The organism is Paenibacillus sp. FSL L8-0158 (genome assembly GCF_038592965.1).
Classification (GTDB): Bacteria; Bacillota; Bacilli; order Paenibacillales; family Paenibacillaceae; genus Paenibacillus; species Paenibacillus polymyxa_D.
In genome coordinates, this window is record NZ_CP151949.1 from 472,478 (window position 1) to 497,118 (window position 24,641).

At 47.0% G+C, this 24,641-nt stretch carries 21 protein-coding genes and 1 riboswitch; of the genes, 10 read left to right on the plus strand and 11 right to left on the minus strand.

The window, feature by feature from the left end:
* Positions 1–57: 57 nt before the first annotated feature.
* The 5 genes from NSQ68_RS02110 to NSQ68_RS02130 all read right to left on the minus strand — a co-directional run bounded on the left by NSQ68_RS02110 (position 58) and on the right by NSQ68_RS02130 (position 7,107).
* Positions 58–1,368: a stalk domain-containing protein gene (locus NSQ68_RS02110; RefSeq protein ID WP_342427811.1), complete on the minus strand. Its 1,311-nt coding sequence runs from the start codon at positions 1,366–1,368 to the stop codon at positions 58–60.
* A gap of 240 nt (positions 1,369–1,608) precedes the next feature.
* Positions 1,609–2,355, minus strand: a complete 747-nt coding sequence (locus NSQ68_RS02115) for a YcnI family protein (RefSeq protein WP_342427812.1) — start codon at positions 2,353–2,355, stop codon at positions 1,609–1,611.
* Between the two features lie 31 nt (positions 2,356–2,386).
* Positions 2,387–4,105 carry a copper resistance CopC/CopD family protein gene (locus tag NSQ68_RS02120; RefSeq protein WP_342427813.1) on the minus strand — a complete coding sequence of 573 codons (1,719 nt, stop codon included), beginning with the start codon at positions 4,103–4,105 and terminating at the stop codon, positions 2,387–2,389.
* A 276-nt stretch (positions 4,106–4,381) separates the two neighbouring features.
* Positions 4,382–6,232 (minus strand): diguanylate cyclase, encoded by a 1,851-nt coding sequence (locus NSQ68_RS02125; RefSeq protein WP_342427814.1) that lies wholly within the window; start codon positions 6,230–6,232, stop codon positions 4,382–4,384.
* A gap of 281 nt (positions 6,233–6,513) precedes the next feature.
* A complete protein-coding gene (locus tag NSQ68_RS02130) occupies positions 6,514–7,107 on the minus strand; it encodes a DUF5317 domain-containing protein (RefSeq protein WP_342427815.1) in 594 nt (197 codons plus the stop codon).
* 202 nt (positions 7,108–7,309) lie between these two features.
* Between NSQ68_RS02130 and NSQ68_RS02135 the strand changes: the two genes are divergently transcribed.
* Positions 7,310–8,539, plus strand: coding sequence for a multidrug effflux MFS transporter (locus NSQ68_RS02135; RefSeq protein ID WP_342427816.1), 1,230 nt, complete (start codon positions 7,310–7,312; stop codon positions 8,537–8,539).
* Between the two features lie 70 nt (positions 8,540–8,609).
* Here the strand turns inward: NSQ68_RS02135 and NSQ68_RS02140 are convergent, their stop codons facing one another.
* Entirely contained in the window at positions 8,610–9,068 is a 459-nt protein-coding gene (locus NSQ68_RS02140; protein WP_342427817.1) for a hypothetical protein, read from the minus strand.
* A 279-nt stretch (positions 9,069–9,347) separates the two neighbouring features.
* Between NSQ68_RS02140 and NSQ68_RS02145 the strand changes: the two genes are divergently transcribed.
* The 6 genes from NSQ68_RS02145 to nfsA all read left to right on the plus strand — a co-directional run bounded on the left by NSQ68_RS02145 (position 9,348) and on the right by nfsA (position 15,037).
* A complete protein-coding gene (locus NSQ68_RS02145) occupies positions 9,348–9,914 on the plus strand; it encodes a sigma-70 family RNA polymerase sigma factor (protein WP_342429050.1) in 567 nt (188 codons plus the stop codon).
* The gene (locus NSQ68_RS02150) at positions 9,904–10,704 is read left to right on the plus strand and encodes a DUF3600 domain-containing protein (RefSeq protein ID WP_342427818.1); all 801 of its coding nucleotides are present in this window, start codon (positions 9,904–9,906) and stop codon (positions 10,702–10,704) included. The genes NSQ68_RS02145 and NSQ68_RS02150 overlap by 11 nt, the downstream gene beginning before the upstream one ends.
* 127 nt (positions 10,705–10,831) lie before the next feature.
* Positions 10,832–11,182, plus strand: coding sequence for a metal-sensitive transcriptional regulator (locus NSQ68_RS02155; RefSeq protein WP_103046733.1), 351 nt, complete (start codon positions 10,832–10,834; stop codon positions 11,180–11,182).
* 55 nt (positions 11,183–11,237) lie between these two features.
* Entirely contained in the window at positions 11,238–11,438 is a 201-nt protein-coding gene (locus tag NSQ68_RS02160) for a copper ion binding protein (RefSeq protein WP_029514688.1), read from the plus strand.
* A 117-nt stretch (positions 11,439–11,555) separates the two neighbouring features.
* Positions 11,556–14,012 (plus strand): heavy metal translocating P-type ATPase, encoded by a 2,457-nt coding sequence (locus tag NSQ68_RS02165; RefSeq protein WP_342427819.1) that lies wholly within the window; start codon positions 11,556–11,558, stop codon positions 14,010–14,012.
* A gap of 281 nt (positions 14,013–14,293) precedes the next feature.
* Positions 14,294–15,037, plus strand: coding sequence for an oxygen-insensitive NADPH nitroreductase (gene nfsA / locus NSQ68_RS02170; RefSeq protein WP_029514690.1), 744 nt, complete (start codon positions 14,294–14,296; stop codon positions 15,035–15,037).
* 103 nt (positions 15,038–15,140) lie between these two features.
* On the opposite strand, the gene NSQ68_RS02175 is transcribed toward nfsA, so the two are convergent.
* The 5 genes from NSQ68_RS02175 to NSQ68_RS02195 all read right to left on the minus strand — a co-directional run bounded on the left by NSQ68_RS02175 (position 15,141) and on the right by NSQ68_RS02195 (position 19,588).
* Positions 15,141–16,013 carry a TatD family hydrolase gene (locus NSQ68_RS02175; protein WP_342427820.1) on the minus strand — a complete coding sequence of 291 codons (873 nt, stop codon included), beginning with the start codon at positions 16,011–16,013 and terminating at the stop codon, positions 15,141–15,143.
* Positions 16,006–16,956: an ABC transporter ATP-binding protein gene (locus NSQ68_RS02180; protein WP_342427821.1), complete on the minus strand. Its 951-nt coding sequence runs from the start codon at positions 16,954–16,956 to the stop codon at positions 16,006–16,008. Before NSQ68_RS02180 ends, NSQ68_RS02175 begins: the two co-directional genes overlap by 8 nt.
* 44 nt (positions 16,957–17,000) lie before the next feature.
* Positions 17,001–17,777 (minus strand): ABC transporter permease, encoded by a 777-nt coding sequence (locus NSQ68_RS02185; protein ID WP_342427822.1) that lies wholly within the window; start codon positions 17,775–17,777, stop codon positions 17,001–17,003.
* Positions 17,774–18,067: an MTH1187 family thiamine-binding protein gene (locus NSQ68_RS02190; RefSeq protein WP_013308463.1), complete on the minus strand. Its 294-nt coding sequence runs from the start codon at positions 18,065–18,067 to the stop codon at positions 17,774–17,776. The genes NSQ68_RS02185 and NSQ68_RS02190 overlap by 4 nt, the downstream gene beginning before the upstream one ends.
* A gap of 477 nt (positions 18,068–18,544) precedes the next feature.
* On the minus strand, positions 18,545–19,588 hold the full coding sequence (locus NSQ68_RS02195) for an ABC transporter substrate-binding protein (protein ID WP_307351846.1): 1,044 nt from the start codon (positions 19,586–19,588) through the stop codon (positions 18,545–18,547).
* Positions 19,589–19,782: 194 nt separating this feature from the next.
* A riboswitch (TPP riboswitch) is annotated at positions 19,783–19,892 on the minus strand.
* A 270-nt stretch (positions 19,893–20,162) separates the two neighbouring features.
* Here NSQ68_RS02195 and NSQ68_RS02200 point away from each other — a divergent pair.
* The 3 genes from NSQ68_RS02200 to NSQ68_RS02210 all read left to right on the plus strand — a co-directional run bounded on the left by NSQ68_RS02200 (position 20,163) and on the right by NSQ68_RS02210 (position 24,257).
* Entirely contained in the window at positions 20,163–20,597 is a 435-nt protein-coding gene (locus NSQ68_RS02200; protein ID WP_307351848.1) for a pyridoxamine 5'-phosphate oxidase family protein, read from the plus strand.
* Positions 20,598–20,820: 223 nt separating this feature from the next.
* Positions 20,821–22,923 carry a bifunctional 2',3'-cyclic-nucleotide 2'-phosphodiesterase/3'-nucleotidase gene (locus NSQ68_RS02205; RefSeq protein WP_342427823.1) on the plus strand — a complete coding sequence of 701 codons (2,103 nt, stop codon included), beginning with the start codon at positions 20,821–20,823 and terminating at the stop codon, positions 22,921–22,923.
* Positions 22,924–23,195: 272 nt separating this feature from the next.
* Positions 23,196–24,257, plus strand: a complete 1,062-nt coding sequence (locus tag NSQ68_RS02210) for an EAL domain-containing protein (protein ID WP_307351852.1) — start codon at positions 23,196–23,198, stop codon at positions 24,255–24,257.
* The last annotated feature ends 384 nt before the right edge of the window (positions 24,258–24,641 follow it).

Sequence of the window (24,641 nt, forward strand, 5' to 3'; positions counted from 1 at the left end):
CATAAGAAATCATTAGCGGGCGGAATAAGGTCGGTTTTACTTGGATAAAATGTACACTTATTTAAACTCGATGGCTTCGTTCATCTGCGCCCAGGCCGTTTCCCCAATGATACCCAAGCGCCAGATAGCGATTCCTTTGAGGTCATAACGTTTGGCTAAACCGATCTTGGCGTTAACGGTGCTGTCTTTTTCACTACCCATCGAAATCCCCAAAATGAGCTTGTCGCGCGAGGTTTCCTTCAAAGCCAGTTGGATGGCTTCATCCACTTTTTCCAAAGGCTCAGGTGTAGCCTTTTGTCCGTAATCATAGGCCATGATGATCAGATCGTCCGCCAGATTGCCCAGCGTTTTGTAGTCATAGCCAGAGTAAGAGCTGTTCAGCGGATGCAGAACGACGGTGAGCTTGAGCCCGGCCTGATGTGCTTTGGCCGATAGCTTTTTAATAAAGGCGTTGTAGTCTGAACGAGCTTTGGCTTTGTCGCCGCTCCAGCCCAATCCTTCCAGGTCTAGCGTAATGCCTTTAAATTGTTTGTCGGTGGCGGTGCTGACGATTTGGGAAATGGTTTGTTCTTGAAGCTGCACATTTTCCAAAACTTTGGTCAGCTCGTGATTGCCATCTCCGGAATAGACCATCAGGTAGGGAGAAGTTCCCTGGCTGTCTGCCTCCTGCACAATGGACTCCGGCGTTGCGGTTCCAGCGGCTTGAGGCCATTTGTATTCTTTGCCGTTTGTCGTAAATTGTCCGTTCGTATCAATTCGACTCCAGCCGAAGGCAACTGCGTTAAAATCCGGTATTTTGGATTTTTGGTCAAAGGAAGACAGCGCATAGAAGCCTACTGTATACATCGCTTCACGTGGCGATGTAATGGAGACCGTCCGTGTTCCCTGGTTCCAGTTCACCGTGGCTCCAAACTGCTGCCCGAAAAAGCCCAGCGGAATCATTGTGCTGCCGCGCACGGTTTGCGGAGCGGCTGTTAGTTGAACCGATTGTCCGTCCACTGTGGCATTGCGGCTACCCATCTTTAGGACCACCTGCTTGGTAGCAGTGCCTTGCGCTTTGGTAGCAGTGCCTTGCGCTTTGGTAGCAGTGCCTTGCGCTTTGGTAGCAGTGCCTTGCGCTTTGGTAGCAGTGATGCTTTGGCTGGCTTGGTCCCATTTCACTGTAATGCCAAGAGCTTCAGAAATCGCACGAAAGGGAACCATGGTCGTGCCGTTCATCATGGCAGGTTGTACGGGGAACGGTAATGGATATCCGTCCAGCATAATGCTGATCTTTCCAGCCTCGGCTTGTGCCAAAGGGCTATAGATGCCCGCTGCGGTACTCAAAAAAATAGCACTAGATAACAGAGCCTTATTTACGATTTTCATCCTATGATCTCCTATGCTCAATAGATTGCAATGCTATCATGTTAGAATCGTGAGGTATCTACCATTTTACCAAAAAAATGATAGAAAGGTGAATGTGAAAAATAATAGGATGAGATGAATCTGAGTATGTATTAAAGCTGAATATTAATCGTTTTCTTTCATACAAAAAAAGCTGACACCTTTTAAATAGGTATCAGCTTTTTCTTTTTAAAACGCTCTTAACTTTATACGCAACCCAGATTACTTGCGGCGCTTGAGTGCAATGCCGACAGCTGCGGCACCAAGAATGACTGCAATGATCGAGAGAACGAGTGCTGTCGTTTGTGCAGTAGAGCTGGCTGGAGCAGAAGCGGCAGGTGCAGCTTCTACAGCATTGTTCGAAGCAGGTGCGGGGTTGCTATCTTTAGCCGTATCTGTGCTCGCGTGCCCTGCTGCCGTACCCGCCGAATCGTGTCCGCTGTCTGCGGCAGGGGCAGGGGTTGCGGACGTGGCGTCCGCCGTAATTTCGGTAATGGAATGAGGATTGCTACTTCCTTCGTCGCCTGTCCATTCCACGATACTTCCGTCGCTGTAATACTGGAAGGCGTCCCAGGCTGCTGCGGTATTCTGGTCTGCATTTTGCGCTACAAAGCCGAAACGCTGATACTGACCTGCTTGAATGCCGTCTTTTTCAGTTGTCCAGGTCACGGTTGTTACTTTGCCAGAGCTGTCTTTTTCGGTGGCTACCTTCCAATCCGGTACAGGCTCGTATTGTTTGAAAACGACCTCTTTCGGAATTTTTAAGGCGACTTTGGTGGTTGGAATGTTTTTTTCCACGGGTACTTTCAATGTGTACGTTTCCCACGCATTAGGTTGTGAAACGGAAGGCTTGACTGTCACATGTGCACTGGCCATACCTGCAAAAAGTAAGGCACCCGCTGCAATTAGACCCACAGAGGTCGCAAACCTGGAAAATCTGGATTTTGCTGTTTGAATCGTTATATTCATATTCATTTCGCTCCTTTTAAGTGTAAAATCATTATTTTTTACCGCCTACATGCAGGGTGAATTCAGCATCAACCGCATCGAGTGATGCCGTCAGAGCATGTACTTTTACCGCCCATGTTCCTTCGGAGGTCATCAATTCCTGACTGCGGAATGGCTGTTGCTGCTTCACAGGCAGAACAAATTCCTGTTGATCTTGGTCAGGGTCTGCTGGAGTGAGCGTTAATGTAACCTGCTGGATTCCTGAAACGGCAGCACCCTTGCTATCCTGAACGGATACCTTAAATTCATTGCTGCCCACAGCATTGGGGCTGACTGCCAGGGTAACGTTATATTCGCCCGTAGTGCGAGTCTCCTCAAACGGTACAACAGGTGCCTGGCCGGGTGACAGGTGAGTGAGCACCGCAGTCAACAGCATCACGAGCAGGCCGACGGAAACCTCGGCACGCAATCCCCGGGCGGCTTGCTTGCTGGGCGCCGCTTGCCGTGCGCTGCGGAACTGGCTGGCCGCAAAGGCCAGCATGACTAGCAGCAGCGCTGCCTTGCCGAGCAGAACGAGTCCATAGGACGTGTTCAGCAGCATGGAGGGAGCCGGAATGTACAGCACGGCTCCATATATACCGGTGGCGAGTAGCGCCGACACCATGGCAATGCCCCAGCCGGCGAAGCGACGCAGGGCGGCTTGTCGCAAAGTTGCCCGCTCGGATACGGGCAACTCTGCTCCGGCTACAGGCAGGCACACGACCATGACGGCAAGTGAGCCGATCCAAAAGGCTGCTGCCGCGAGATGGACAAAGTCCGCTGCAATAGCCGGAGCTGGATGGGTAGCCGCTGCCGGATGACCGACAAAGGCTTTGGACAGCATGAGGCATAACGTTAGGAGAGCTGAGCTGTGGCCCCAAAGACGGCGCTGGAGATTCGAAATGCTGTAATCCAGCGCGTAAATTAGCGTTACGCTCAAGAGCAGCACGAGAATCATCTGGATAAACCAAATTTGTCCGGCTCCAGTAAACTGGAGAGCTTCTCCCAGAATCGGGAGTGAGAAGCCCTCCCTGATGGAAACCCCGGCATCCCATGAAGCCTGAAGTGGCAGGCTGATCAGAATGGCGGCAGAAGTTATGCCGTAGCCGCTCCATAGTAGTTTATTCCAGCGGGGCGATGTTTTAAAGGGCCGCTGATTTTGCTTATGCTGTTCACTTTGATTCTTGTTTTGGCTTATGCTCGGTAAGATGAACAGCCGGAAACAAATCGCTCCAAAAAGCAGCGATAGTCCTATGTAAAGAAACCAACGGACAGCGATTAAGTCGATTCGTGATGTCCCTGAGCCTTCAGATGCGGCAGCTTGATGGGTAGGCGCATTGGAACCGCTGCCTACTTGAAATGGAATAACTCCATTAACCGGATGTCCGTCTGCGGATAAAGCTCTCCAACTAACAGAGTAAATTCCATTTTTCATCCCTGGGATCAATTGGATTTCCATGGTGGCTTTGTGATTCGGGTCAAGCTGTGCTTTTCCTGTGTCGACCCGCTTGCCTGTTTCGTCGGTCACTTTGATCGACATGAAGGCAGATTGCAAATCTTCATTGAAGGTAATGGTCACCTGAGAAGGCGACTTGTCCAAAACCTGATTTTCGGTCGGACTGGATTCAATGACAAATGCATGAGCCCACGAAGAGTGAGGAAACAGGACCAGAAGGGGGAGACACAGCAATAAAAGACAAGCCACACGGGCTGGTCTGGACAGATACAACATGCTTGTGAAGTCACCTTCTCTCGATTACTTGAAGCGAGGATATCCCCATCTGTAACATTTTATACGGAGGATTTGCAAAATCCTGACGGACAAACCCATTCCTATCTTAATCATAGTGCATATAGCGCGAATGGATGGAGCGAATTATGACATTTATATGAAATTTGAAATAATAAGCATTATACAAAATGCCAATCATATGAAAACCCCTAGCGTGGTTGAATTCAGGACGATTTCAACCACGCTAGGGGGAAAGAGGAAGAGCCAATGAAGGAATTAGAGCCCTGTTTCCATGAGATCCGTGAAAGCAGGTTGCTTATGTTGAATATAATGGATAAAAATAGCCGTTAGTTTGGGATCGAATTGGCTACCCGAGCAAGCACGTAGTTCTTCAATGGCCTCCTCGAACGTTTTGGTGGGTTGATAGGGACGCTCGGTTGTCATCGCATCAAAAGAGTCAATGATCGTCAGCATCCGACATAAAAGTGGAATTTGCTCGCCCTTAAAGCCAAACGGATAGCCTCCTCCGTCATAACGTTCATGATGCAGCTCCACAAAAGGAATCAAATCTGCGAATCGTTCGTTGGCTTCAACAATACGTTTGCCCCACATGACATGCGCTTGCACCATCTGCCATTCCTCACCGGACAGCTTCTCTTTTTTATTGAGGATATTCCAGGGAATCTCTAGTTTACCAATGTCATGAATGAGAGCTCCTAGTATGAAACGCCGCTTATCCTCCGGTCCGAGATGAAGCACATCGCTCATGTCTGATGCATATCTGAACACCCGTTTGGAATGCTTAAAGGTGTTAATATCCTTGTATAAGAACAAATTTAGCTGCTGCTCAAGATCACGAATATCCTGCCCCAGATCCACCTCACGCTCCACTTCATTTAAGCTTCCATGTGTATGAACGATGTTTTTGCCCTGTTTCTTGGCGTAGTACAGGGCTTTATCCGCCAGATCGACCAGCTGTGATTTGTCGTAGATGTCAATGCGGCTTTGGGCAATACCTGCGGAGAAGGACAGACAGCCATGTGGAAAAATTTCAACACCCTCATAACGAGAATCATTTAATCTTTTTCGAATAGCATTGACTATTTCATATGCTTGTTCAGCGGTATGATCGGGCATAAGCAGGGTGAATTCTTCTCCACCGTAGCGGGATACGGTGATGGGGGTGTCGGAGGTTTCCTTCTTAAGAAACTCACCGAGAAATCCCAGTAGTTGATCGCCTTTAAGATGCCCGAAATGATCATTGTATTTTTTGAAATCATCAATATCAATCAGCGCCAGACTGAGAGGAGTATTCTCGGATCTCGATATATTTAATTCAGCTTCAAGTGTATTTTCAAAGTAGCTGTGATTGTATAGTCCTGTTCTGCGATCCATGTTTGCTTTTTCTTCGATTTCCCGATACAGCGTGAACATTTGCTTGAATGCGTGAGACAGGAGCATGCTTAGCCCAAGGAACAGCAAAAGTCCTAAAATGCCGTTGTTATAAATCAGTGTAGTCAATACCAAAGACAGAATGAGTGTACATAAGTATACGAGCAGAGATTCAGCCAAAAAAGCCTGTTTAAGCTCATTGAAGGACCCTTTGTACGCAATATAAAAGTAGATACCCAGTGTGATTGTGTTCACCACAAAGTAGCAAATCAACGCCAGCAGGTAGGAAGCGAAATGATCTTGGTTTAAAGCTCCCTGCGTTCCGCCGCTTAGTTCAAATACTGTTGAAGACAGGAAAATGGAAAGGGCGTAAATAGAAAAATTGACGGTATGCTTCCACCAGGACAGCTCTGTATGCCGAAGTATAGCAATGATTACATTTAGCAGCAAAATCAGAATAGCAATCTCGGTGCCATGCACAAAAATACAAGCCAGATACACAGAGGAATCCATGGACTGCTTGTTACTGGCCGGTGGTAGCTGGAATGTAAAATGCTCCAGAATCAGAACTGCTCCCAATAGGGAATAGATCGTGACCCACTCTGTTGTCGTATAGTGCAAAAAGGACCATTGGTTCGTATACAGGAGGACGATCACGCCTGCCAAACATATGAAAAACACATATATTCCCGTCGCGGTAACCCGTTCTTGCAGCTTTTTTATTATACTCATCATTTCTTCTCCTGCCTTGTCGTATCTTGATGTCAAAGCTACCAGGGGTGAATGGGATAATTTGCAATTTTGTAATCGAAAATTTCACATGAAAAAACAGGCCGGAATCCAGCCTGTTTTGTTGAGCCTGTGCTTCCTTTTTTCTTATCGGTGACTAGCCCCCGATTTTGTAACCGGAAGTCAAAGCAATTATGACAGAAGCTACGATAATAGCATTGATAATCACACGGGAGTATTTCAAGTTTTTCATAGGGTTCCCTCCCTTCCTTGGAATAAGGTACACACTAGGCGTGGCGGGGATTAGTTTCTTGCTGCTTGTCCTTGGTTCTTTTCATGACCATAATGCTTTGGATAAACAGGAACATCCCGAAGTTCATGACAACATCTCCAATACTAATTACCTGCGTGCGAGGATAGGGCTTGGAGAGAGGAATAATGTCACCAAGCAATGATAAACGCGTGCTCGCATCCATCATGTAATGTTTCGAGATGACACTTCCGGATTTAAGCATATCTGTATAATAGGGACCCAGCACCTCCGAAGCGCTCAATGAGACCGGCATCCTGCCGCCATTCACCGCCATAACGATAAAATTCAACAATACGCCGATTATAATAAGCTTGAATCCCTTATGGTGTCTGTTCAACCAGAGAAATATCAATCCAACCACGTAGACTCCCATAAATAGATACCCGTTAATGGCTGCCAGCTCAGTCCACTTTTCCTGGAAATAAAAAATAATCAATTGTACCAGCAGCAGCACAGGGAACATCCAGCCGGCTATAAGGCGAATTTGACTGAAACGGATCAGACCTTGCCGCCAGCCTCCTCTGAACAGACCTACAATGAGACCCAGTAGTACTCCATCATAGACCATTATCATTCTCCAGATTCCACAAATTTTTTGTTTTGGTTATCGTATAATTCGACCTGAAATTGGTAAATTCCTGCCTGATATATAGCAGTTTTGAAAAAAAATTGCGGATTAGCGTGTAATTATTCGAAGCCAGACGAAATGAGTGATATCATGATATATTGAAGTAATTATTTATATTTTTGTGAAAAGGATGATTATTATTATGAACCGGTTATCCAATACTGTTATGGTTGCCGCAGATATGACCAAATCGCGAATATTATGGATCGCCTTTGTCCTGGGTGCATTGAGTGCTTTCGGGCCGTTGTCCATAGATATGTATTTGCCATCGCTGCCTACATTAGCCGACAATTTGCATACGACTACTTCGTTGGCGCAGCTTAGTTTAACCGCCTGTCTGTTGGGCCTGGCCGTTGGACAGATCGTTGCTGGTCCGCTTAGCGATGTAAGGGGGCGCAGAGGACCGCTGGTGATCTCGCTCATTCTGTACGCTGCTGCTTCGCTGTTATGCGTGTTTGCGCCGAATATCGGTATGCTCATTGCACTTCGCTTTATTCAAGGGCTTACAGGCTCGGCAGGGATCGTGATTTCCAGAGCTGTAGCCCGTGATCTATACTCGGGCAAAGAATTGACACGCTTTTTCTCACTACTCATGCTGGTGAACGGCGTGGCCCCCATTGCTGCACCAGTACTGGGCGGTGCCATTTTGAACTTTGTTTCCTGGCGTGGTGTATTCATGGTACTTTGTGTGGTCGGCGTGGCTATGCTGATTGCCGTCGTATTGGGTTTGCCAGAAACGTTGCCAACGAACCGCCGCTCATCCGGTGGTTTGAAGCAGACGCTGGGAACACTCGGTCACTTGTTTGCCGATCGACGTTTTATGGGCTATGCCTTCTCACAGGCGCTGATTACAGGAGCGATGTTCGCCTATATCGCTGGCTCGCCATTCGTGCTTCAGGATATTTTCGGGGTTTCTCCTCAGACGTATAGTATCATTTTTGCAGTGAATGGTTTGGGAATTGTATTGTTTTCTCAGTTAACGGGTAGACTCGTGGGTCGCTTCAGCGAACGACAGTTACTCTTGTCGGGTCTGGTAATTGCGGCTGTAGCCGGAATCAGCTTGCTTACTGTAGCCTTTACCGGAGGCCAATTGTTTGCTGTTTTAGTTCCTCTGTTTTTTGTCGTTTCCTGCGTAGGGATTGTGAGTACAACAACGACTTCATTGGCAATGCAGAGTCAGCAGCGCTCCGCAGGCAGTGCGTCCGCCATGCTTGGTTTGCTGCCTCTATTGCTTGGTTCCATCGCTTCACCGCTAGTAGGTTTGGGGAGTGGAACAACCCCCGTACCGATGGCGGTCGTTATAGCTATAGCCGAGATTGGCGCGCTATTAAGCTTTGTCGTACTTGCTAAGGAAGCACACGCGAAGGCTTGAAATAAGGCGGACTTGAACTGAAAAACTCCCATGGACTGATACGTGAACCATTTCAGTCCATGGGAGTTTTTTACCGTTTTGCAATCGAGATATCTTCGGCTTCCTTTGCGGACAGAGGTGTCTGTTTTAAGTACATACGAGATGGTTTGTGAACCAGAATTGAAATAAGCATGCAGATATGAACGGGAAAGAAAGGGTCTATCCCGTTGATGTTTAAACCAAAAATGGATACGAAGAGCAGTAAAGTAAGGGTAAGTTTATACTTTTTTGTCGCAATAAACAGCAGGATCATTATAGTAGGAAGTAATCGAAAGAGCAATTTTCCGAATACAAATCCGACCATATGAGCGGTAGAACCTTCAAGTGGATGTGTGATGGATAGCGTGCGGGAGGCCATATGGATTAACCGCGATTCTCCACCTGTCGGTTGGGCTGAAATAAATACACATCCTGCGATAATGATTACAAGGATTTTAAACCACAATAGGCCTTGGATAAGCCGTAACAAGGGTGTAATCTTTATTTTCATTGACTTCTAATAAGCTCCTTCGACGTATGATTTGTTATTATTTGCTCGTTTGTATATATACAAGCCAAGTGGGAATTGCAGCTTTAATATTATATCAATATATTACCAAAAGAGTAGTCCTGCTAAAGAATGATTATGCGGAGACTATTTTCCTGATGTTGAGAAAGAATCGAACGATATTTCGGCTTCCTGCCAATATATAGATGTGAGATGAAAGAAAGGGGGAGATCAGGATTGGACAACGCAAGGAGGCGGGCAAATTTGACAAAGAATGATTTGATGATTGCTCTTGTTACGGAGACGCTGGCTGGCAGTCGTGAGGCTTACAGAGAACTGTATGATCAAACAATTCATACAGTCTATAGAACGGTGCATTTTTTGTTGGAAAAGAAAGTGGATGCTGATGATGTGGTGCAGGAAATTTATATTCATGTATATAAATCACTTGAGCAATTTGACGAAAGACGTCCTTTTCAGCCTTGGCTAATGGGAGTTGTTATGCGTCAGATCCGGGCTTACCGTAGAAAACAATGGATGAGGCTACGAATCACAAGCAAAGCAAAAAGGCTCGAACTTCATACATCTCATGATTTTTCTGAGGAAATTGTGGACAAGGTTGCAAATCATGTATTGCTCCAAGCAGTTCAGCAGCTTTCGTTCAAGCTTAAACAGGTAATTGTGTTGCACTATTTGCAGGAATATTCCCAAGAGGAAATCTCCAATATTTTAGAGATACCGTTAGGCACGGTGAAATCACGAATTCACGCGGCTTTGCAAAAGCTTCGATTGAAAGAGCAGCAGGAACATTTTCTAATCGGAAAGGTGGAGAAGATCCATGAAGCTTGAGCAAGAACTACGTAGGGTGATGCAGCAGGATGATGACCACATATTGGCTCCGGCTGAATTGAAAGAAAACATTATGAGTCAAATTGAACGGCTTGAAAAAGGAGGAACTAAACCTATGAAAAGGTATATTGTGATAACTCTTCTCGTAGTGTTATTACTGATTCCAACAGGTGCCTTTGCTACTTACACTTATTTGGCGGATACAATGTATGGTTCACAGGAAAAGCTAATTGAAATGGGAGGATCGCCAGAGGAATATAATAGAGTAGAATCCAAGCTGCAGCAAGCGCAGGGACATTTAACGAAAGAGGAGTTCACTGTTTTTATGGGGTTATTGAGAGAGCTCGGGGCCTATAATCTAAAAATGACGGATGAAAACGGCGCACTCCACAAGGAGCGCTTAAGCGCAGAGGAACAGCGTGAATACGATCATATATCTGCCAAGCTGGAGCCGTATTTTGACAAGTTGAATCAGGGGAAAGTGCTAAACCAAACGGACGATGGTAAAAAAGATGGCGGTGATTCTGCCATTACGGGCACATTAGATTCAAAGGCCCACGCAGGCATCGATTTACAGGTTGAGCTGGACTATGCGAAAAAGGTTCTGACTGAGGATGAATTTGTAAAGTTTCGTGTACTGTTCACGAAGTTCTACGAGTATGTACCCCGCATTACAGGGGCCAAAGGTGTATTATATCCAGATCGTTTATCTGAGAGGGATAGAAAAGATTATGAGGAACTGTTAGAGTTGCTACAGCCTTATTTTGATCAATTTAATTCGCTTGAGTAGAAACAGTGGTGTAAATTAAGACGAAAAAGTGACATTTTTCTGGAAGGTTGACATACCCCGAGGGGGTATATTATGATGGGACTATAACAAATGCATGAATGCATATATCCACACAGGAGGCTGATGTATGGCTGAGGAGCAACCTGTTTCCCACACTGAAATCCATGAGAATCACTGTGGAACAGACGGGGAAAAGACAGTTAGAAAAAGTCATCATTCGGCAGAGTTCAAGAACAGCCTCGTATCCCGGTTGAACCGTATTGAAGGTCAGGTTCGAGGAATTAAGGGCTTGATTGAGAAGGATACCTATTGTGACGATGTACTGAACCAGATCGCTGCTGTTCAGTCCGCGCTGAATGGTGTCGGTAAGCTGCTGTTGGAAGGGCATATGAAAAGCTGTGTCATTGAGCGCATGCAGGCAGGAGAGCAGGAAGTGATTGACGAGCTGCTGGTTACGGTCAAAAAGCTAATCCGTTAAGAGTAATATTCATACACATTATGGGTACAGAAGTATCCCTGAGGAGGAAAAGAAAATGGCACAAGTTACATTGAACGTAGAAGGCATGAGCTGCAATCATTGCGTGAAGGCAGTAGAAGGGGCTTTGGAGAAGGTTGGCGCTACCGCCAAGGTCAGCCTCGAAACGAAGCAAGTAAATGTAGAATATGACGAGTCCAAGCTGAACGTTGAAGCGCTGAAAACTGCCATTGAAGACCAAGGCTATGATGTTGTTTAAGTAATGAAGGTGTTTTATGTGTGAAAAGACTTGTTTCGAAGGAGAAGCTTCCCTATTAGAAGCTTTTTCTTTTTGGATATGATATACCCTACTGGGGTATAGGAGGAGGGTTATACCATGGAAAACCGTGCGACCGACGGTGACAAGCAGACAACGCTTCACATTACAGGGATGTCCTGTGCCGCCTGCGCAAGCCGTATTGAGAAAGGTTTAAATCGAATAGATGGTGTGGCACAGGCTAATGTGAATTTGGCTTTGGAGCAGGCGTCGATATCCTATGATCCCAAGCAGGTGGAGATCGCTGAATTCCGCGATAAAATTGCTTCTCTTGGGTTTGGAACTGTAAGTGAAGAAGCCAATCTGAATGTAACGGGCATGACTTGCGCGGCCTGTGCAACCCGGATTGAAAAGGGATTGAATCGGATGCCTGGTGTAACAGGTGCCACGGTAAATTTGGCGATGGAAACCGCTCATGTGGAATATGCCGCGGGGAGTATTGCGGTTGGTGATCTGGTGAGCAAGATTGAACAGCTAGGCTACGGAGCGATCCCGCAGAGCGCTGAGGACAATATCGCGGATGTGCGCAGTAAGGATATCCACCGTAAAAAATGGAAGTGGATTGTGTCCGCAGTGCTTTCGTTTCCGTTGTTGTGGGCGATGATGGCTCATTTTTCCTTTACGTCATGGATTTATGTGCCAGAACTGTTCTTGAATCCATGGTTCCAACTAGTGCTGACAACGCCGATTCAGTTCGTCATTGGTTGGCAGTTTTATGTGGGCGCGTACAAAGCGCTTCGTAACGGCAGTTCGAATATGGATGTGTTAGTTGCACTGGGAACGTCTGCGGCTTATTTTTACAGCTTGTACCTTACCCTGCGTCCGGCTGATGTTATGGAGGGGATGGCGGGAATGCCTGTTATGACCATGCCGGAGCTGTATTACGAGACAAGCGCGGTGCTAATTACGCTTATTTTGGTTGGTAAATGGTTCGAAGCGGTAGCCAAAGGGCGTTCGTCCGAGGCGATCAAGAGCCTGATGAGTCTGCAGGCGACAACGGCACGTGTAGTACGTGATGGGCAAGAGCTTGATATTCCGATTGAACAGGTACGTGTGAAGGATATCTTTATTGTACGACCCGGCGAGAAAATTCCTGTCGATGGTGTGGTTGTAGACGGACGTTCGGCAGTGGACGAATCCATGTTAAGTGGTGAGAGTCTTCCGGTTGAAAAAGAAGCGGGTTCCGCAGTTACAGGGGCGACGCTCAATAAAAACGGGGTACTACGTATCCAGGCCGAGCGTGTGGGTGGTGATACGGCATTAGCCCGTATTATCAAGGTCGTGGAAGATGCGCAAAACTCCAAAGCCCCGATTCAGCGGATTGCGGATCAGATTTCCGGTATTTTTGTCCCCATTGTTGTTGCTATCGCTGTGTTGGCCTTTATTGTATGGTTTTTCCTTGTGACGCCGACTGATTTTGCAGGCTCACTGGAGAAAATGATTGCAGTTCTCGTCATTGCTTGTCCTTGTGCGCTTGGATTGGCTACTCCAACGTCCATTATGGCAGGATCGGGACGTGCCGCTGAATACGGTATTCTGTTCAAGGGCGGCGAGCATTTGGAGATGACCCGTTCAGTCAACGCAGTGGTGTTGGATAAGACAGGTACAGTTACGAATGGCAAGCCAGAGCTGACGGATGTTATGGTTGGAGCAAGCGGCATGGCTGAAAAGGATCTGCTGCGGTTGCTCGGTGCGGCAGAAAAAAGCTCAGAGCATCCACTGGCGGAAGCCATTGTAAAGGGGATTGCAGATCGAGGCATTGAGCTGGTAGGACCGACAGATTTTGAAAATATTCCGGGTTATGGTGTGAAGGCACATGTGGAAGGTAAACAGGTATTGGCGGGTACACGCCGATTGATGAGCAGGGAAGGCATCGCGATAGATGACTTAGCTGAGCAGTATATGAATGATCTGGAAAACGCAGGGAAAACTGCGATGCTTGTTGCTGTGGATGGTTCTTATGCTGGACTGGTGGCCGTGGCGGATACGATTAAAGAAACGTCACGGGAGGCAGTTGCCCGTCTGCGCGCAATGAACATTGAAGTCATCATGATTACGGGTGACAATGAACGGACTGCGCGGGCTGTTGCCGCCGAGGCTGGAATTGAACGAGTGCTGGCGGAGGTGCTGCCTGAAGGAAAGGCTGAAGAAGTGAAACGACTTCAGGAACAGGGCATGATCGTAGCTATGGTTGGGGATGGTATTAACGATGCGCCTGCGCTGGCTACTGCTAATATTGGGATGGCGATGGGCACGGGAACGGATGTGGCCATGGAGGCGGCGGATATTACCCTCATGCGCGGCAACCTGAACAGTATTCCTGACGCGATCGAAATGAGCCGCCGGACTATGACAAACATACGGCAAAATCTGTTTTGGGCGCTCGGTTATAACGTGATCGGTATTCCGATTGCCGCTTTGGGCTTTCTTGCCCCATGGTTGGCGGGAGCGGCCATGGCATTTAGCTCTGTTTCAGTTGTGCTGAATGCGCTGCGTCTCCAACGAGTAAAGCTGTAAGTGTATGGATGTATCGGCAGGATAGCGTGCTGTCGGACTCCTGTTTCGAGATAAAGTTATTATCAGAGTATAGAGCAAGTACGCACAATTGGTTTTCTGCGTGCTTGCTTTTTGTTCGTTTTTTTTAAACCATTCAACTTTCATCACGTCAGGTTGCTTATCATTCGCGAAAGTTCCATAATATTTGTAGGAGTGCCATGCAAGCATGCAAGAACTTCTTCGTATACTCACAGCTTGAAGTAGATAAAGAGCTTATATTATGGATTAGGAGTGAAGCAGTCATGAATGATACGATTTCCTTGTTGATGAATCACCGGTCTGTGCGAAAATTCAAGTCAGACCCCATTACCGACGAGCAGCTCGCAGCTATTGTGGCAGCTGGCCAAATGGCTTCCTCGTCCAGCAATGTGCAGGCATATACCGTTATCGCCGTTACCGAGCCTTCTCTAAAAACAAAACTGGCCGAGTTGGCAGGAGGGCAGGCTTACGTTGAGCAATGCCCTGCGTTTCTGGTATGGTGCGCAGACCTGTATCGCTTGAAGCAGGTCACGCTCCACCATCAGCCAGGTCAGCCTTCCTATGAAGGGTCCGTTGAAAATTATACGGTTGCGACTATTGATGCCGCGTTAGCTGCACAAAATGCCGCGGTAGCCGCTGAATCACTGGGCTTGGGCATTGTCTACATTGGCGGCATTCGTACTAATATAGCAGAGGTGTCTGAGTTGTTAGGGTTGCCAGAGCTGGTGTATCCAGTATTCGGTATGTGTATTGGTGTACCGGATCAGGAAACGGGCTTGCGTCCACGTCTTCCACTGTCCGGTGTTTTGCATATGAACGGCTACGACAAAAATCAGACGATGAAAGCTGTAGAGGTATACGATCACACATCAGCGGAATATTTGAAGGAACGTACGGGTGGTCAACGCTCTACGCCATGGTCTGAGCAAATGGCCGGAAGATTGACCGAGCCAGCACGTTTGCAGTTGAAACCATTTTTGGAACAGAAAGGTTTCTTGAAGCAATAAAAGTTGAGTAGCGACAAAAAACTCTGCAAAATAAAAGAACCTCCTTATTTACGCATGTTGGAGTTCCGCGTAAATAAGGAGGTTCTTTGCTGATAAGACTTTATCAATCAGATAGTGAGTAAAAACGTCTCGTATTTTCAAAAAATAGTTGACGGACGGCAGATTCAGGTTGATGCGTCAGCTTGCTATACGTGCGAATGACGTCGGCAGTCATCCGTGGATGTGTCTGTTGTCCGGTAAAAGGACCCTCGAACGGCCAGGGGCCGTCTGTCTCTGCCATGATCTGATCAGACGGATACTGTGTTGCCAAACTGCGGATCTCTTCTTCGTACAGGAGATCCGGTGTGAAGGAGACATAATAGCCATTCCGGGCCATACGTTCGGTCGTGGCGGCAGAGCCTTTAAACCAGTGAAAATGCGCCTGCGTGACGCCGTGACGTTCCAGAAGGTCACAGGCGATGTCTGCGTCTTCATAAACGGCGTGCAGGACAAGGGGCTTGTTATGCTTACTTGCAAACTGGATAAAACGTTCTAGTAGCACTATGTAGGGAGCGAGGTCAAAAGGTGAACCGCTCTGTGAGGCTTCCAGCCGATTGTAATAGGGCAAGCCGACTTCACCCACGGCGACCATCTGCTGTACATGTTCGTCCATCCAGTCGAACAAGAGGTCAAGCTCAGCTTGCGGTGGAAGGGCCTGTTCGGGATGAAAGCCAAAGGCTGGCCGTACTAGCCCAGGGTAACGCTCGGCTAACCGTAGATTGGCTCGGCTGGAGTCCAGATGCATCGACACGGCTATCACAGCTTGGACGCTGCTATCAGCAAGTGAAGCGAGCAATAGCTTCTGTTGTTCGGGCGGGTAGCTGTCTACATGAATGTGCGCGTCGATTAATGGAGCGGGTCTTGTTGTGGTCAAATCCAAGCCTAGCTTTGTTTGGCTGTTCCATTTCAATGCACATTGAACTTTTACGTCACTCATGCCGATTCAATCCATCTTCCGGGATATTCTTGTGGACGCTCTGAGCATTGTCCATGTCGCCGTCCAGTTTGTACTTTTCCTCGCGCATCCAGCCGGTCATGGTCCGCTTCCATTCAATAAAGAGTGAATCGAGGGCTATTTCTTCCTTACGCGGGCGGGGAAAAGGGACATCTACGACATGCACCACCGAAGCAGGTCGCGCCGACAGCACATAGATGCGGTCGGAGAGCAGCAACGCTTCTTCGATGCTGTGGGTAATAAACAGCACAGAGCGGCGGTTTTTCTCCCACATCCGCAATAACCATTGCTGCATGTCTGCACGTGTAAGCGCATCGAGTGCGCTGAACGGCTCATCCAGCAGCATTAATTCCTGCGGGCTGAGCAGTGCGCGAAGAAAGGCTGCGCGCTGTTGCATTCCACCAGACAGCGTATGTGGATACGCCTTGGCGAATTTGCCTAGTCCAACCTGCTCGAGCCATTGCAAGGCTTCTTTGCGACGTTCACGTTCACTGGCGTACTGAGGGGGGACTGCTGTATTTTTACGTGGAGCATTTTCTTGCCCAAGCAGTACGTTATCCAGCGTGGTACGCCACGGGAAAAGGGCGGGCTGCTGTGGCATATAGCTGATATGCCCGCGTTCACCAGTCATGTCCCGTCCGTGCATACGGATACGTCCCTGCTGTGGTTTGAGTAGCCCACCGATGATGTGAAACAGCGTGCTTTTGCCGCTGCCTGACGGACCGATGAGGGAGACGAATTCTCCCGGCTTGACGGTTAGGGATACATCCTGCAGTACGGGCAGTAAGCTTCGCTTTTCGCGGAAGGCGAGGGTGATCCCGTCTAATTCCAGAGCAGGAGGGGCAGTCGAAGGACTCTGCTGTTCCCGGGCTCGTTGTTCATTAGCCACGTTATGTGATGATAAGTCTGTCGGATGCAGACTCATATGTGCCACGTCCTTTCTTTGCTGTATTTAATTCAAGGAGGAAGCTATTCCTGATCCGGTTTCCAGCGAACCAGCCATTTTTCCAGTAGTACTATGATGACAAACATCAGTAAACTGAGCGCGACAATGATGCCGATGGCGGCAAAAATGAGGTCCGTGCGATAGGCCGATTTTTGCAGCAGCATATAATATCCGATTCCCTCGCTCGCACCAATCCATTCGGCAATAATTGCGCCCATCACACTGTAGGTGGCAGCAATCTTGATGCCGGAGAATACTTGCGGCAACGAGTGCGGCAACTCCAGCTTCATAAAAATAGCCATGCGACCTGCACCCGACATCTGCATATAGTTCATCATCATACGGTCCGTCCGTGTCAGCCCGTCCATGGTCGCTACAGCCACGGGAAAAAAGCATACTAAGGTAATGACCATCAGCTTGGGCAGCATGCCAAAACCAAACCACACCATGAGCAGCGGCCCCAGGGCGATGATCGGAATGTTTTGGCTCAGGATAAGCAGCGGATACAGGGCGGATTTGAGAAAAGGAATTGTATGAAGAACGATGGCGATCAACAGTCCCGTTGCTGTCCCTATAGCGAATCCCGCAAGTGTCAGGCGAATTGTAGCCCATGTATGGGCACCAAGCAGCGCCGTCTGTGCCAAGCCCTCTTGTACGATGAGGGATGGAGCAGGCAGTAGCCAGGATTCAACATGCAAATAGGAAATCGCCCCCTGCCAGGCCGCTAAAAAGAAGAGGACCGCCACAAGGGGCGGCCATACGCTTTTCCACCAGGATGCGTTCTTGCCTTTCGGATTCATGGGCGATATTTCTCGGTCAGCTTGTTCATGCTGATACCTTGTGGGTTATGTGCGATTTTGATCTGTGAAATGACGCTGGGGCTGCCCGCTTCCGTCAAAGCCTCATGCATTTCTTTAACCACTTTCAGCAACTCGTCGAGCTCGCCCTCCATGGTCGTATCCAATGGGTTCACCTGATGTTTGACGCCGGAGCGCTGAATGACCTCAATCGCTTTATCTACATACGAGTAAGAGTCCTCGTTATTAGGAGTTTTAGGGATTACTTGAATACTGAGCAGTGTATTAGCCATGCAAATTCACCTGTCCTTCATTGTGGAGTTGTTTTGAGAAAAATATGGTGGTTTAAGGCGGGAGACCGCTTCGCGTTTCATTTGATCTTACGATCGCTGTTGCCGTGGGATTCTTTGAATTAAATTTTAAAGGTAAGAATCCCCCAGCAAAGGCGAACGCTTCGCTTCTCCAGATTCAAATGAACCGCTCCGCTGCCAACCGCCTTAAAAGCACCTTATTGTTAAAGTGGCTTGTGTGGCATTTTTTACACACAAGCGCACCTATTTAGCGCTTAGATAATATGAAACTAAAGAACAAACCAAGTGGAACGAGAACGAAGTGGGCGGAATGGTGCTGTACAAGCGTTAGCGTTCGCCTTTGTACCCAGATTTTAACCTCTAAATATTCATAAAAGAAATCTGGGTACAACAGCGATGGGAAGCACCATCCGACCGCGCAGTGGCACAAAGTCTACTTCCAAGTTCGATTTACAAAAATCAACGCTTTGGCAAAAAGTCGTTTGTGAAGGCTTTATCGACTTCCAAAGGCTTGCTGAGCAGCTTGCGTTCGTACATCCAGTCTGAATAGTTTTGCCATACCTCCGTTTTTTGCACGCCCCATTGCGCGGCATCATCCTGATAACGTGGGCTTAGCCATTTTTGGCTGGCAAGTACCAGTTTTTTATCCAGCTCCGGTACAGCTTTGCTTAAGATGTCCGCGGCTTCTTCCGGATGGGCGATAGTGTATTCATAGCCTTGGGCGGTAGCGTCCATGAACGCTTTGACCAGCTCGGGATCATTTTTTATCGTCTGTTCGTTGCTCACAATTACAGGTGTATAGTAATCGAGGCTTTTGGAATAATCTTTTACATACAGCATATCCAATGGCTCACCTCGAAGCTGGGCCTCGATTCCGGTCCATGCGTAGAAAATCCAGGCAAAGTCGATATCCCGCTTCACGGCTGTAAAATAGTCTGCATTGCCCATGTTGACGATCTTCACTTTGCTTACATCGCCTTTGTTTGAATCCATGATGGATTTCATGACCGCTTCTTCTACGGGAGAGCCCCAACCGCCGTATTTTTTACCTTCAAAATCTTTCGGGCTCTTAATTCCGCGATCTACCGGGGCTGCAAAGCCTGAGGTATTATGCTGAATCACCGCAGCGATGGATACAAGCGGCACGCCTTGCGTGCGGGCCTGTGTGACGCCTTCTTGGTAGCTGATACCAAAGGGTGCAGCATTAGAAGCAACCATTTGATCGGCTCCGCCTGAACCAGGTTGAACAATTTGGACATTCAAGCCCGCTTTTTCGTAGAATCCTTTGTCCTTGGCGACATAGAGTCCCGTATGATTCGTATTGGGTGTCCAGTCGAGCACGATTTTAACATCTTTGAGCCCCTTTGCCGGAGTAGACGTTTGAGTGTCGGTAGCGGAAGCCGCTTCTTGGGATGTAGGGGGACTTCCACCGCAAGCGGTCAGGGTCAGGGCCATGAGCCACAGACTGATCAGTCCCAGGCTTAATATTTTCATGCGCTTCATCGTTAGTGTTCTCTCCTTTTGATTACCCGTTATCCATCCAATCAGACAGCTTAAGTTTCCCATTTTCATAAAAATAACATCTGCCGGACGCGATCTTTCCAACAACTTAATCCTCAACAAAAAAAGCGCCCCGAGTTTCCAGGACGCTTGCGCTTGTATATACCAAAGTAAGGGATGGTCCTATGTAAAAAAGGCACATCTTGCTTAAGCATTCCTACGCTGGCATTACCCAGATCAGGTTGTAAGGGTCAGTGTCTTGGGACACACTCTCAGCCGGCCGATTCCAGCACCCCTGGCATTGTATGGTTTAATGGGTTCATTTATTCGGGTTTACTACGACGATTATATGCCTTGAATGCGGGTCTGTCCAGCATGAAGGGAGAGACGACGGTTCATTTGCCGAACGACAGGGTACACTTTTACTGTGAGCTTTGATCTGAAAATGAGTATGAATCAATCCGATTCGATCCGGTCATGTTATTTTCAGAACAGCTGCGCAGGTAGGTTCAGATGGGCAGGTGCCCAATGGCATGGCCGTAGAGAATTCTAATTCGTGAAAAGGAGTTGTTGTACTGTGGGTAAAACGGAAACATTGGATCGCAACCAACTGGAACAAGCCATTGTGAAGGCTTTGGATAACAACAAATTTTGTTCGTTAGGTACGGTAGAGGGTGGCAAACCGAAAGTACGCTATATGGCCCTTTTTAACGATGGAATGAACATTCATCTAGCGACAGATCGCAAAACGCATAAAGTGGATGAGCTAAAGGACAATCCAAATGCTTATCTGCTGCTGGGTTATGAGGTTGGCGGTACGAAGGAAGTTGTAGAAGTGGAGGCTACCGTCCAGATTACATCTGATGAGGGGCTGCGCAAACAAGTGTGGAACGATTCCTTGAAGGAATGGTTCTCCGGACCGGATGATCCCGATTATGTCATTCTGGACGTGAATCCGACTCGCATTGAGTATGTGGGTCAGCAAACGGAGCGCCAGGTGTGGAAGAAATAATACGAATATAAATGGATAAACCAGTGAATCTCTGAGCTTTTTTAGGAGGTTTGCTGGTTTTTTTATGTTTGAGAAAATTAATTATTTTTTCATAAATAATTTTAAGTAAATGACTACTCTTTTGTCTGGCGTTGGATTAAAATAGAAATGGTGGGTTCAAGGCTTACATATATGTGCAAAAGTATGTATATGAGGCATACACCTTAATGAGGAGGGGTATATTTTGTTATTTCGTAAAAAATGGTTTAAAGGGTTTACAGCAGCAGTTGTAGCTTGTAGCATGCTGGTGTTTTCAGCCGCTCCATCTTGGGCAGCTAGTGATTCTCGCGATAGCGCTACGGTGAATCTGCGGATCATGGAAACAACGGATATTCATGGGGCACTGATGAACTACGATTACTATTCGGACAAAGAAACCAACGAATATGGCTTGGTTAGTACAGCACGTTTGATCCAACAGGCGCGTAGTGAAACAAGAAACAGTATGCTGTTCGATAATGGTGATTTGCTGCAGGGCAACCCATTAGGCGATTATATGGCCCGCAACAAAACCTTTGAGAAAGAAGGCGGTGTCCATCCGGTCTACAAGATGATGAACCTGATGGGCTATGATGCAGCTACAGTGGGCAACCATGAATTCAACTACGGTCTCGACTTTCTGGACAAATCGCTCAAGGGAGCTGATTTTCCTTATGTAAATGCGAACGTTTATGTTGATAAAGGGGGGCAAGCTACTAAAAATTATTTTACCCCTTATCAGATTCTTGATAAAACAGTAATGGATGAGAAGGGCGAAGAGCATACACTCAAAGTGGGTGTAATCGGTCTGGTCACACCTCAAATTATGCAATGGGATGAAGCCAATTTGAAGGATAAAGTCGTTACGAAGGATATTGTAGAAACGGCGAAAAAGTTTATTCCTCAAATGAAGACGGAAGGTGCTGACATTATTGTTGTGCTTGCGCATACAGGTTATGAGGATGTGCCACAAACGCCAATGATGGAGAATGCCGTTAAGTATTTGAGCCAGGTGGACGGAATTAACGCGATTCTGTTTGGGCATGCTCATAAATCTTTCCCTGGCCCTGATTTTAAAGATATGAAGGGTGTAGATATGGATAAGGGAACCATTAATGGCGTACCGTCTGTGGAAGCTTCTTCATGGGGCAAGGATCTGGGGATTATTGACCTGAGCCTGGAAAAGAAGAACCGCGAGTGGAATGTAATCAATTCCCAGTCTCAAGTACGTCCGGTTGTGAGTACCACCAATCAGGCTGCGCAGTTTATTCCTGAGTTTAAACTGGTTGATGCAATTAAAGATGAACATCAAGGAACGCTGGATTATATTCGCCAGCCTGTAGGAACAACGACTGCACCGATTACCAGCTATTTTGCATTAGTGCAGGACGACCCTTCCATTCAAATTGTGACGAATGCACAGAAATGGTATGTGCAAAACCATCTTAAAGGAACTGAATACGAAAAACTTCCAGTATTGTCGGCAGGCGCTCCATTCAAGGCCGGTGGTCGAAACGGAGCCGAGTATTACACTAATATTCCTGAAGGTACGGTAGCGATTAAAAACGTGTCCGACCTGTATGTGTACCCGAACACGGTTCATGCTGTAGAAGTGACCGGTGCTGAAATTCAGGAATGGCTGGAGTGGTCTGCGGGTCAGTTCAACCGTATTGATCCAAAGCAAACTGAGGAGCAATCGTTGATCAACAAAGATTTCCCAACCTACAATTTTGATGTCATTGACGGTGTGAATTACCAGATTGATGTAACTCAGCCTGCACGATATGATGCCAAGGGAACTATTATTGATTCTTCAGCACATCGCATCAAGGATCTGCAATACAATGGGAAGGCTATTGATCCTGCGCAAAAATTTATTGTAGCCACCAATAACTATCGTGCTTCTTCATCCAAACTGGCCAACCCAGATGGCAAACGAATTGTGATGGCAGCACCGGATGAGAGTCGTCAAGTAGTTATTGACTATATCCGTACGAACGGAACGATTAATCCTTCGGCGGATGGCAACTGGTCTATTGCTCCTTTTGGTCAGGCAAAGGTTACCTTCGAGTCCTCTCCTGATGCCAAAGACGTGCTAGCAGGCAATCAACAAATTTCTTACTTGAGCAGCGCGGCAGACGGCTTTGCCAAATACAGCTTAAAAGCTGGCGCTAAGCCTAGTGCAGCAACGACTCCTGTAAAGGAAGCTGTGGCTCCCGCGAAAGCAACAGCAAAGCCAGCTGTTAAAACGACCAAACCGGCAGCTGTTAAACCAGCTAAAACAACAAAGCCAAAGGCGTCCAAATAACTTCGGATTTTAGTTTTCACTCCATATCAGAAGGAAGCAGCAAGTCTCTTTAACCAAGAGATTTGTTGCTTTTTTTAATGTCAAAAACGGCAGCCCCGAATTATTATGAGTGTAAAAAGGTATTGTTTTTGTCGAATATGTACTTAAGTCCTAAGTTACCGTTAAGAATAAGCTGTTTTTTTGTAAAAACACGTAGTTATATAGTACTTTTGTTCTAGTTATTTGTGATATAATGGTGAAAAAACCGGAAAATTGTTCCGAGGAGGACCATTATGACATGCAGCAATTGCAGCATCATATTACCTATTAAGGATCAAGGATTGCTCAGAATTAGGCATTCCAGGGTGTCGCTTACTCCAACATTAGATGGTTTGGGTATGCGATCGGAACAAATGAAGCAGGAATATGAGCGTGAGGACGGCATAGAGTTTCGCTATGACAGCCGTTCAGAGTTGGAACAGCTGGTTAACGGACTGGCTCGTCTGCCGCAGGAATACTTGGATCATATACAAGTTGTGGTGACCGGCTTGCATCATGTCGAAGGATATGAGGACTGGCTTTTATTTAGTCAATTACAAGCCAGACTGCAACATCCAGATATCGTGAGTATTATTAAGGATCAAAGCTTTTCCAGCCATATGCAGCCTATTGTTGACCACAAGCTGGATATTATCGGGTTTGAGTTTTTGCTGCGTCCGTCACATGCGGAGAGACCTTTTCAGCCTTTCCGACTGTTTGAAATCGCCCGTGAAGCTGGCTTGCATGCTCATCTGGATCGCTCGGCTCGTTTTTCCGCAATTGAAAAAAGTGCAACATGCCTTCCGGCGGGGATTAAACGTTTTATTAACTTTCTCCCTTCCACCATTTATAATCCGGCTTATTGCTTGAACCACACCTTTGAGACGATTGATCGGTTATCCATGAGTACGAAGGATTTTGTATTTGAGGTCGTAGAAACGGAAGAGATAGACGACCTTAATTTTTTGCATCATATCTTTGAGCAATATCGTAATCGAGGAGTTTCAGTTGCCCTGGACGATGTGGGGGCAGGTTATTCTACGACAGAGCTTATGAATTGCCTTCAGCCGGATTATGTCAAAATTGATCGTAGTATAATTGACGGCTGCCATAGTAACAGTAATCAAAAGCGGCAAATCACAGGGATTGTAGAATCGGCTTTTCGTTTTGGAGGCCAAGTGTTGGCTGAAGGCGTAGAGCAGATGGAGGATTTTGAATTTTGTCGTGAAGCAGGTGTGTCACTGGCTCAGGGTTATTTGTTTGGCAAGCCGGAGCCCGGTCCGCCCTCCAATTTTATGCTTAGCAGCGTAATATAGTCAGGAACAAATTTAAGTAGATGTAGTTATAAAAATTGGAGCTTAAATGGGGTTGTCCCATGAGTGGATTACAACCATATTTTACAATTATTATACAAACATTGATTGAGCATTTTGCATAAATCCCAAGAGAAATTTCAAATCAGCAATATATAGATCAAAACGGTCTAGTTTGTCTATATATTGTACTTTTAAGCGTTTGGAATCGAATTATGCAAAATGCTGATGTAAAATACGCGAGTGCAGAGGTTATTTCACCCCTGCAACTCGCGTTTTTTGGTCATGCTTACCCACCTGAACAAGCTCTGGACAAGCGAAGCCACCCAGTCTTCAATTTTACTTGTTAAGGGACGTTAAAAGCCCGGAAGCAGATTACGACCGTTT

What these genes read in the sequence shown, in the direction of transcription:
- NSQ68_RS02110 (WP_342427811.1), bottom strand. Translation starts at nt 1,368, where the DNA reads ATGAAAATCGTAAATAAGGCTCTGTTATCTAGTGCTATTTTTTTGAGT.
- NSQ68_RS02115 (WP_342427812.1), bottom strand. Translation starts at nt 2,355, where the DNA reads ATGAATATAACGATTCAAACAGCAAAATCCAGATTTTCCAGGTTTGCG.
- NSQ68_RS02120 (WP_342427813.1), bottom strand. Translation starts at nt 4,105, where the DNA reads ATGTTGTATCTGTCCAGACCAGCCCGTGTGGCTTGTCTTTTATTGCTG.
- NSQ68_RS02125 (WP_342427814.1), bottom strand. Translation starts at nt 6,232, where the DNA reads ATGATGAGTATAATAAAAAAGCTGCAAGAACGGGTTACCGCGACGGGA.
- NSQ68_RS02130 (WP_342427815.1), bottom strand. Translation starts at nt 7,107, where the DNA reads ATGGTCTATGATGGAGTACTACTGGGTCTCATTGTAGGTCTGTTCAGA.
- NSQ68_RS02135 (WP_342427816.1), top strand. Translation starts at nt 7,310, where the DNA reads ATGAACCGGTTATCCAATACTGTTATGGTTGCCGCAGATATGACCAAA.
- NSQ68_RS02140 (WP_342427817.1), bottom strand. Translation starts at nt 9,068, where the DNA reads ATGAAAATAAAGATTACACCCTTGTTACGGCTTATCCAAGGCCTATTG.
- NSQ68_RS02145 (WP_342429050.1), top strand. Translation starts at nt 9,348, where the DNA reads ATGATTGCTCTTGTTACGGAGACGCTGGCTGGCAGTCGTGAGGCTTAC.
- NSQ68_RS02150 (WP_342427818.1), top strand. Translation starts at nt 9,904, where the DNA reads ATGAAGCTTGAGCAAGAACTACGTAGGGTGATGCAGCAGGATGATGAC.
- NSQ68_RS02155 (WP_103046733.1), top strand. Translation starts at nt 10,832, where the DNA reads ATGGCTGAGGAGCAACCTGTTTCCCACACTGAAATCCATGAGAATCAC.
- NSQ68_RS02160 (WP_029514688.1), top strand. Translation starts at nt 11,238, where the DNA reads ATGGCACAAGTTACATTGAACGTAGAAGGCATGAGCTGCAATCATTGC.
- NSQ68_RS02165 (WP_342427819.1), top strand. Translation starts at nt 11,556, where the DNA reads ATGGAAAACCGTGCGACCGACGGTGACAAGCAGACAACGCTTCACATT.
- nfsA (WP_029514690.1), top strand. Translation starts at nt 14,294, where the DNA reads ATGAATGATACGATTTCCTTGTTGATGAATCACCGGTCTGTGCGAAAA.
- NSQ68_RS02175 (WP_342427820.1), bottom strand. Translation starts at nt 16,013, where the DNA reads ATGAGTGACGTAAAAGTTCAATGTGCATTGAAATGGAACAGCCAAACA.
- NSQ68_RS02180 (WP_342427821.1), bottom strand. Translation starts at nt 16,956, where the DNA reads ATGAGTCTGCATCCGACAGACTTATCATCACATAACGTGGCTAATGAA.
- NSQ68_RS02185 (WP_342427822.1), bottom strand. Translation starts at nt 17,777, where the DNA reads ATGAATCCGAAAGGCAAGAACGCATCCTGGTGGAAAAGCGTATGGCCG.
- NSQ68_RS02190 (WP_013308463.1), bottom strand. Translation starts at nt 18,067, where the DNA reads ATGGCTAATACACTGCTCAGTATTCAAGTAATCCCTAAAACTCCTAAT.
- NSQ68_RS02195 (WP_307351846.1), bottom strand. Translation starts at nt 19,588, where the DNA reads ATGAAGCGCATGAAAATATTAAGCCTGGGACTGATCAGTCTGTGGCTC.
- NSQ68_RS02210 (WP_307351852.1), top strand. Translation starts at nt 23,196, where the DNA reads ATGACATGCAGCAATTGCAGCATCATATTACCTATTAAGGATCAAGGA.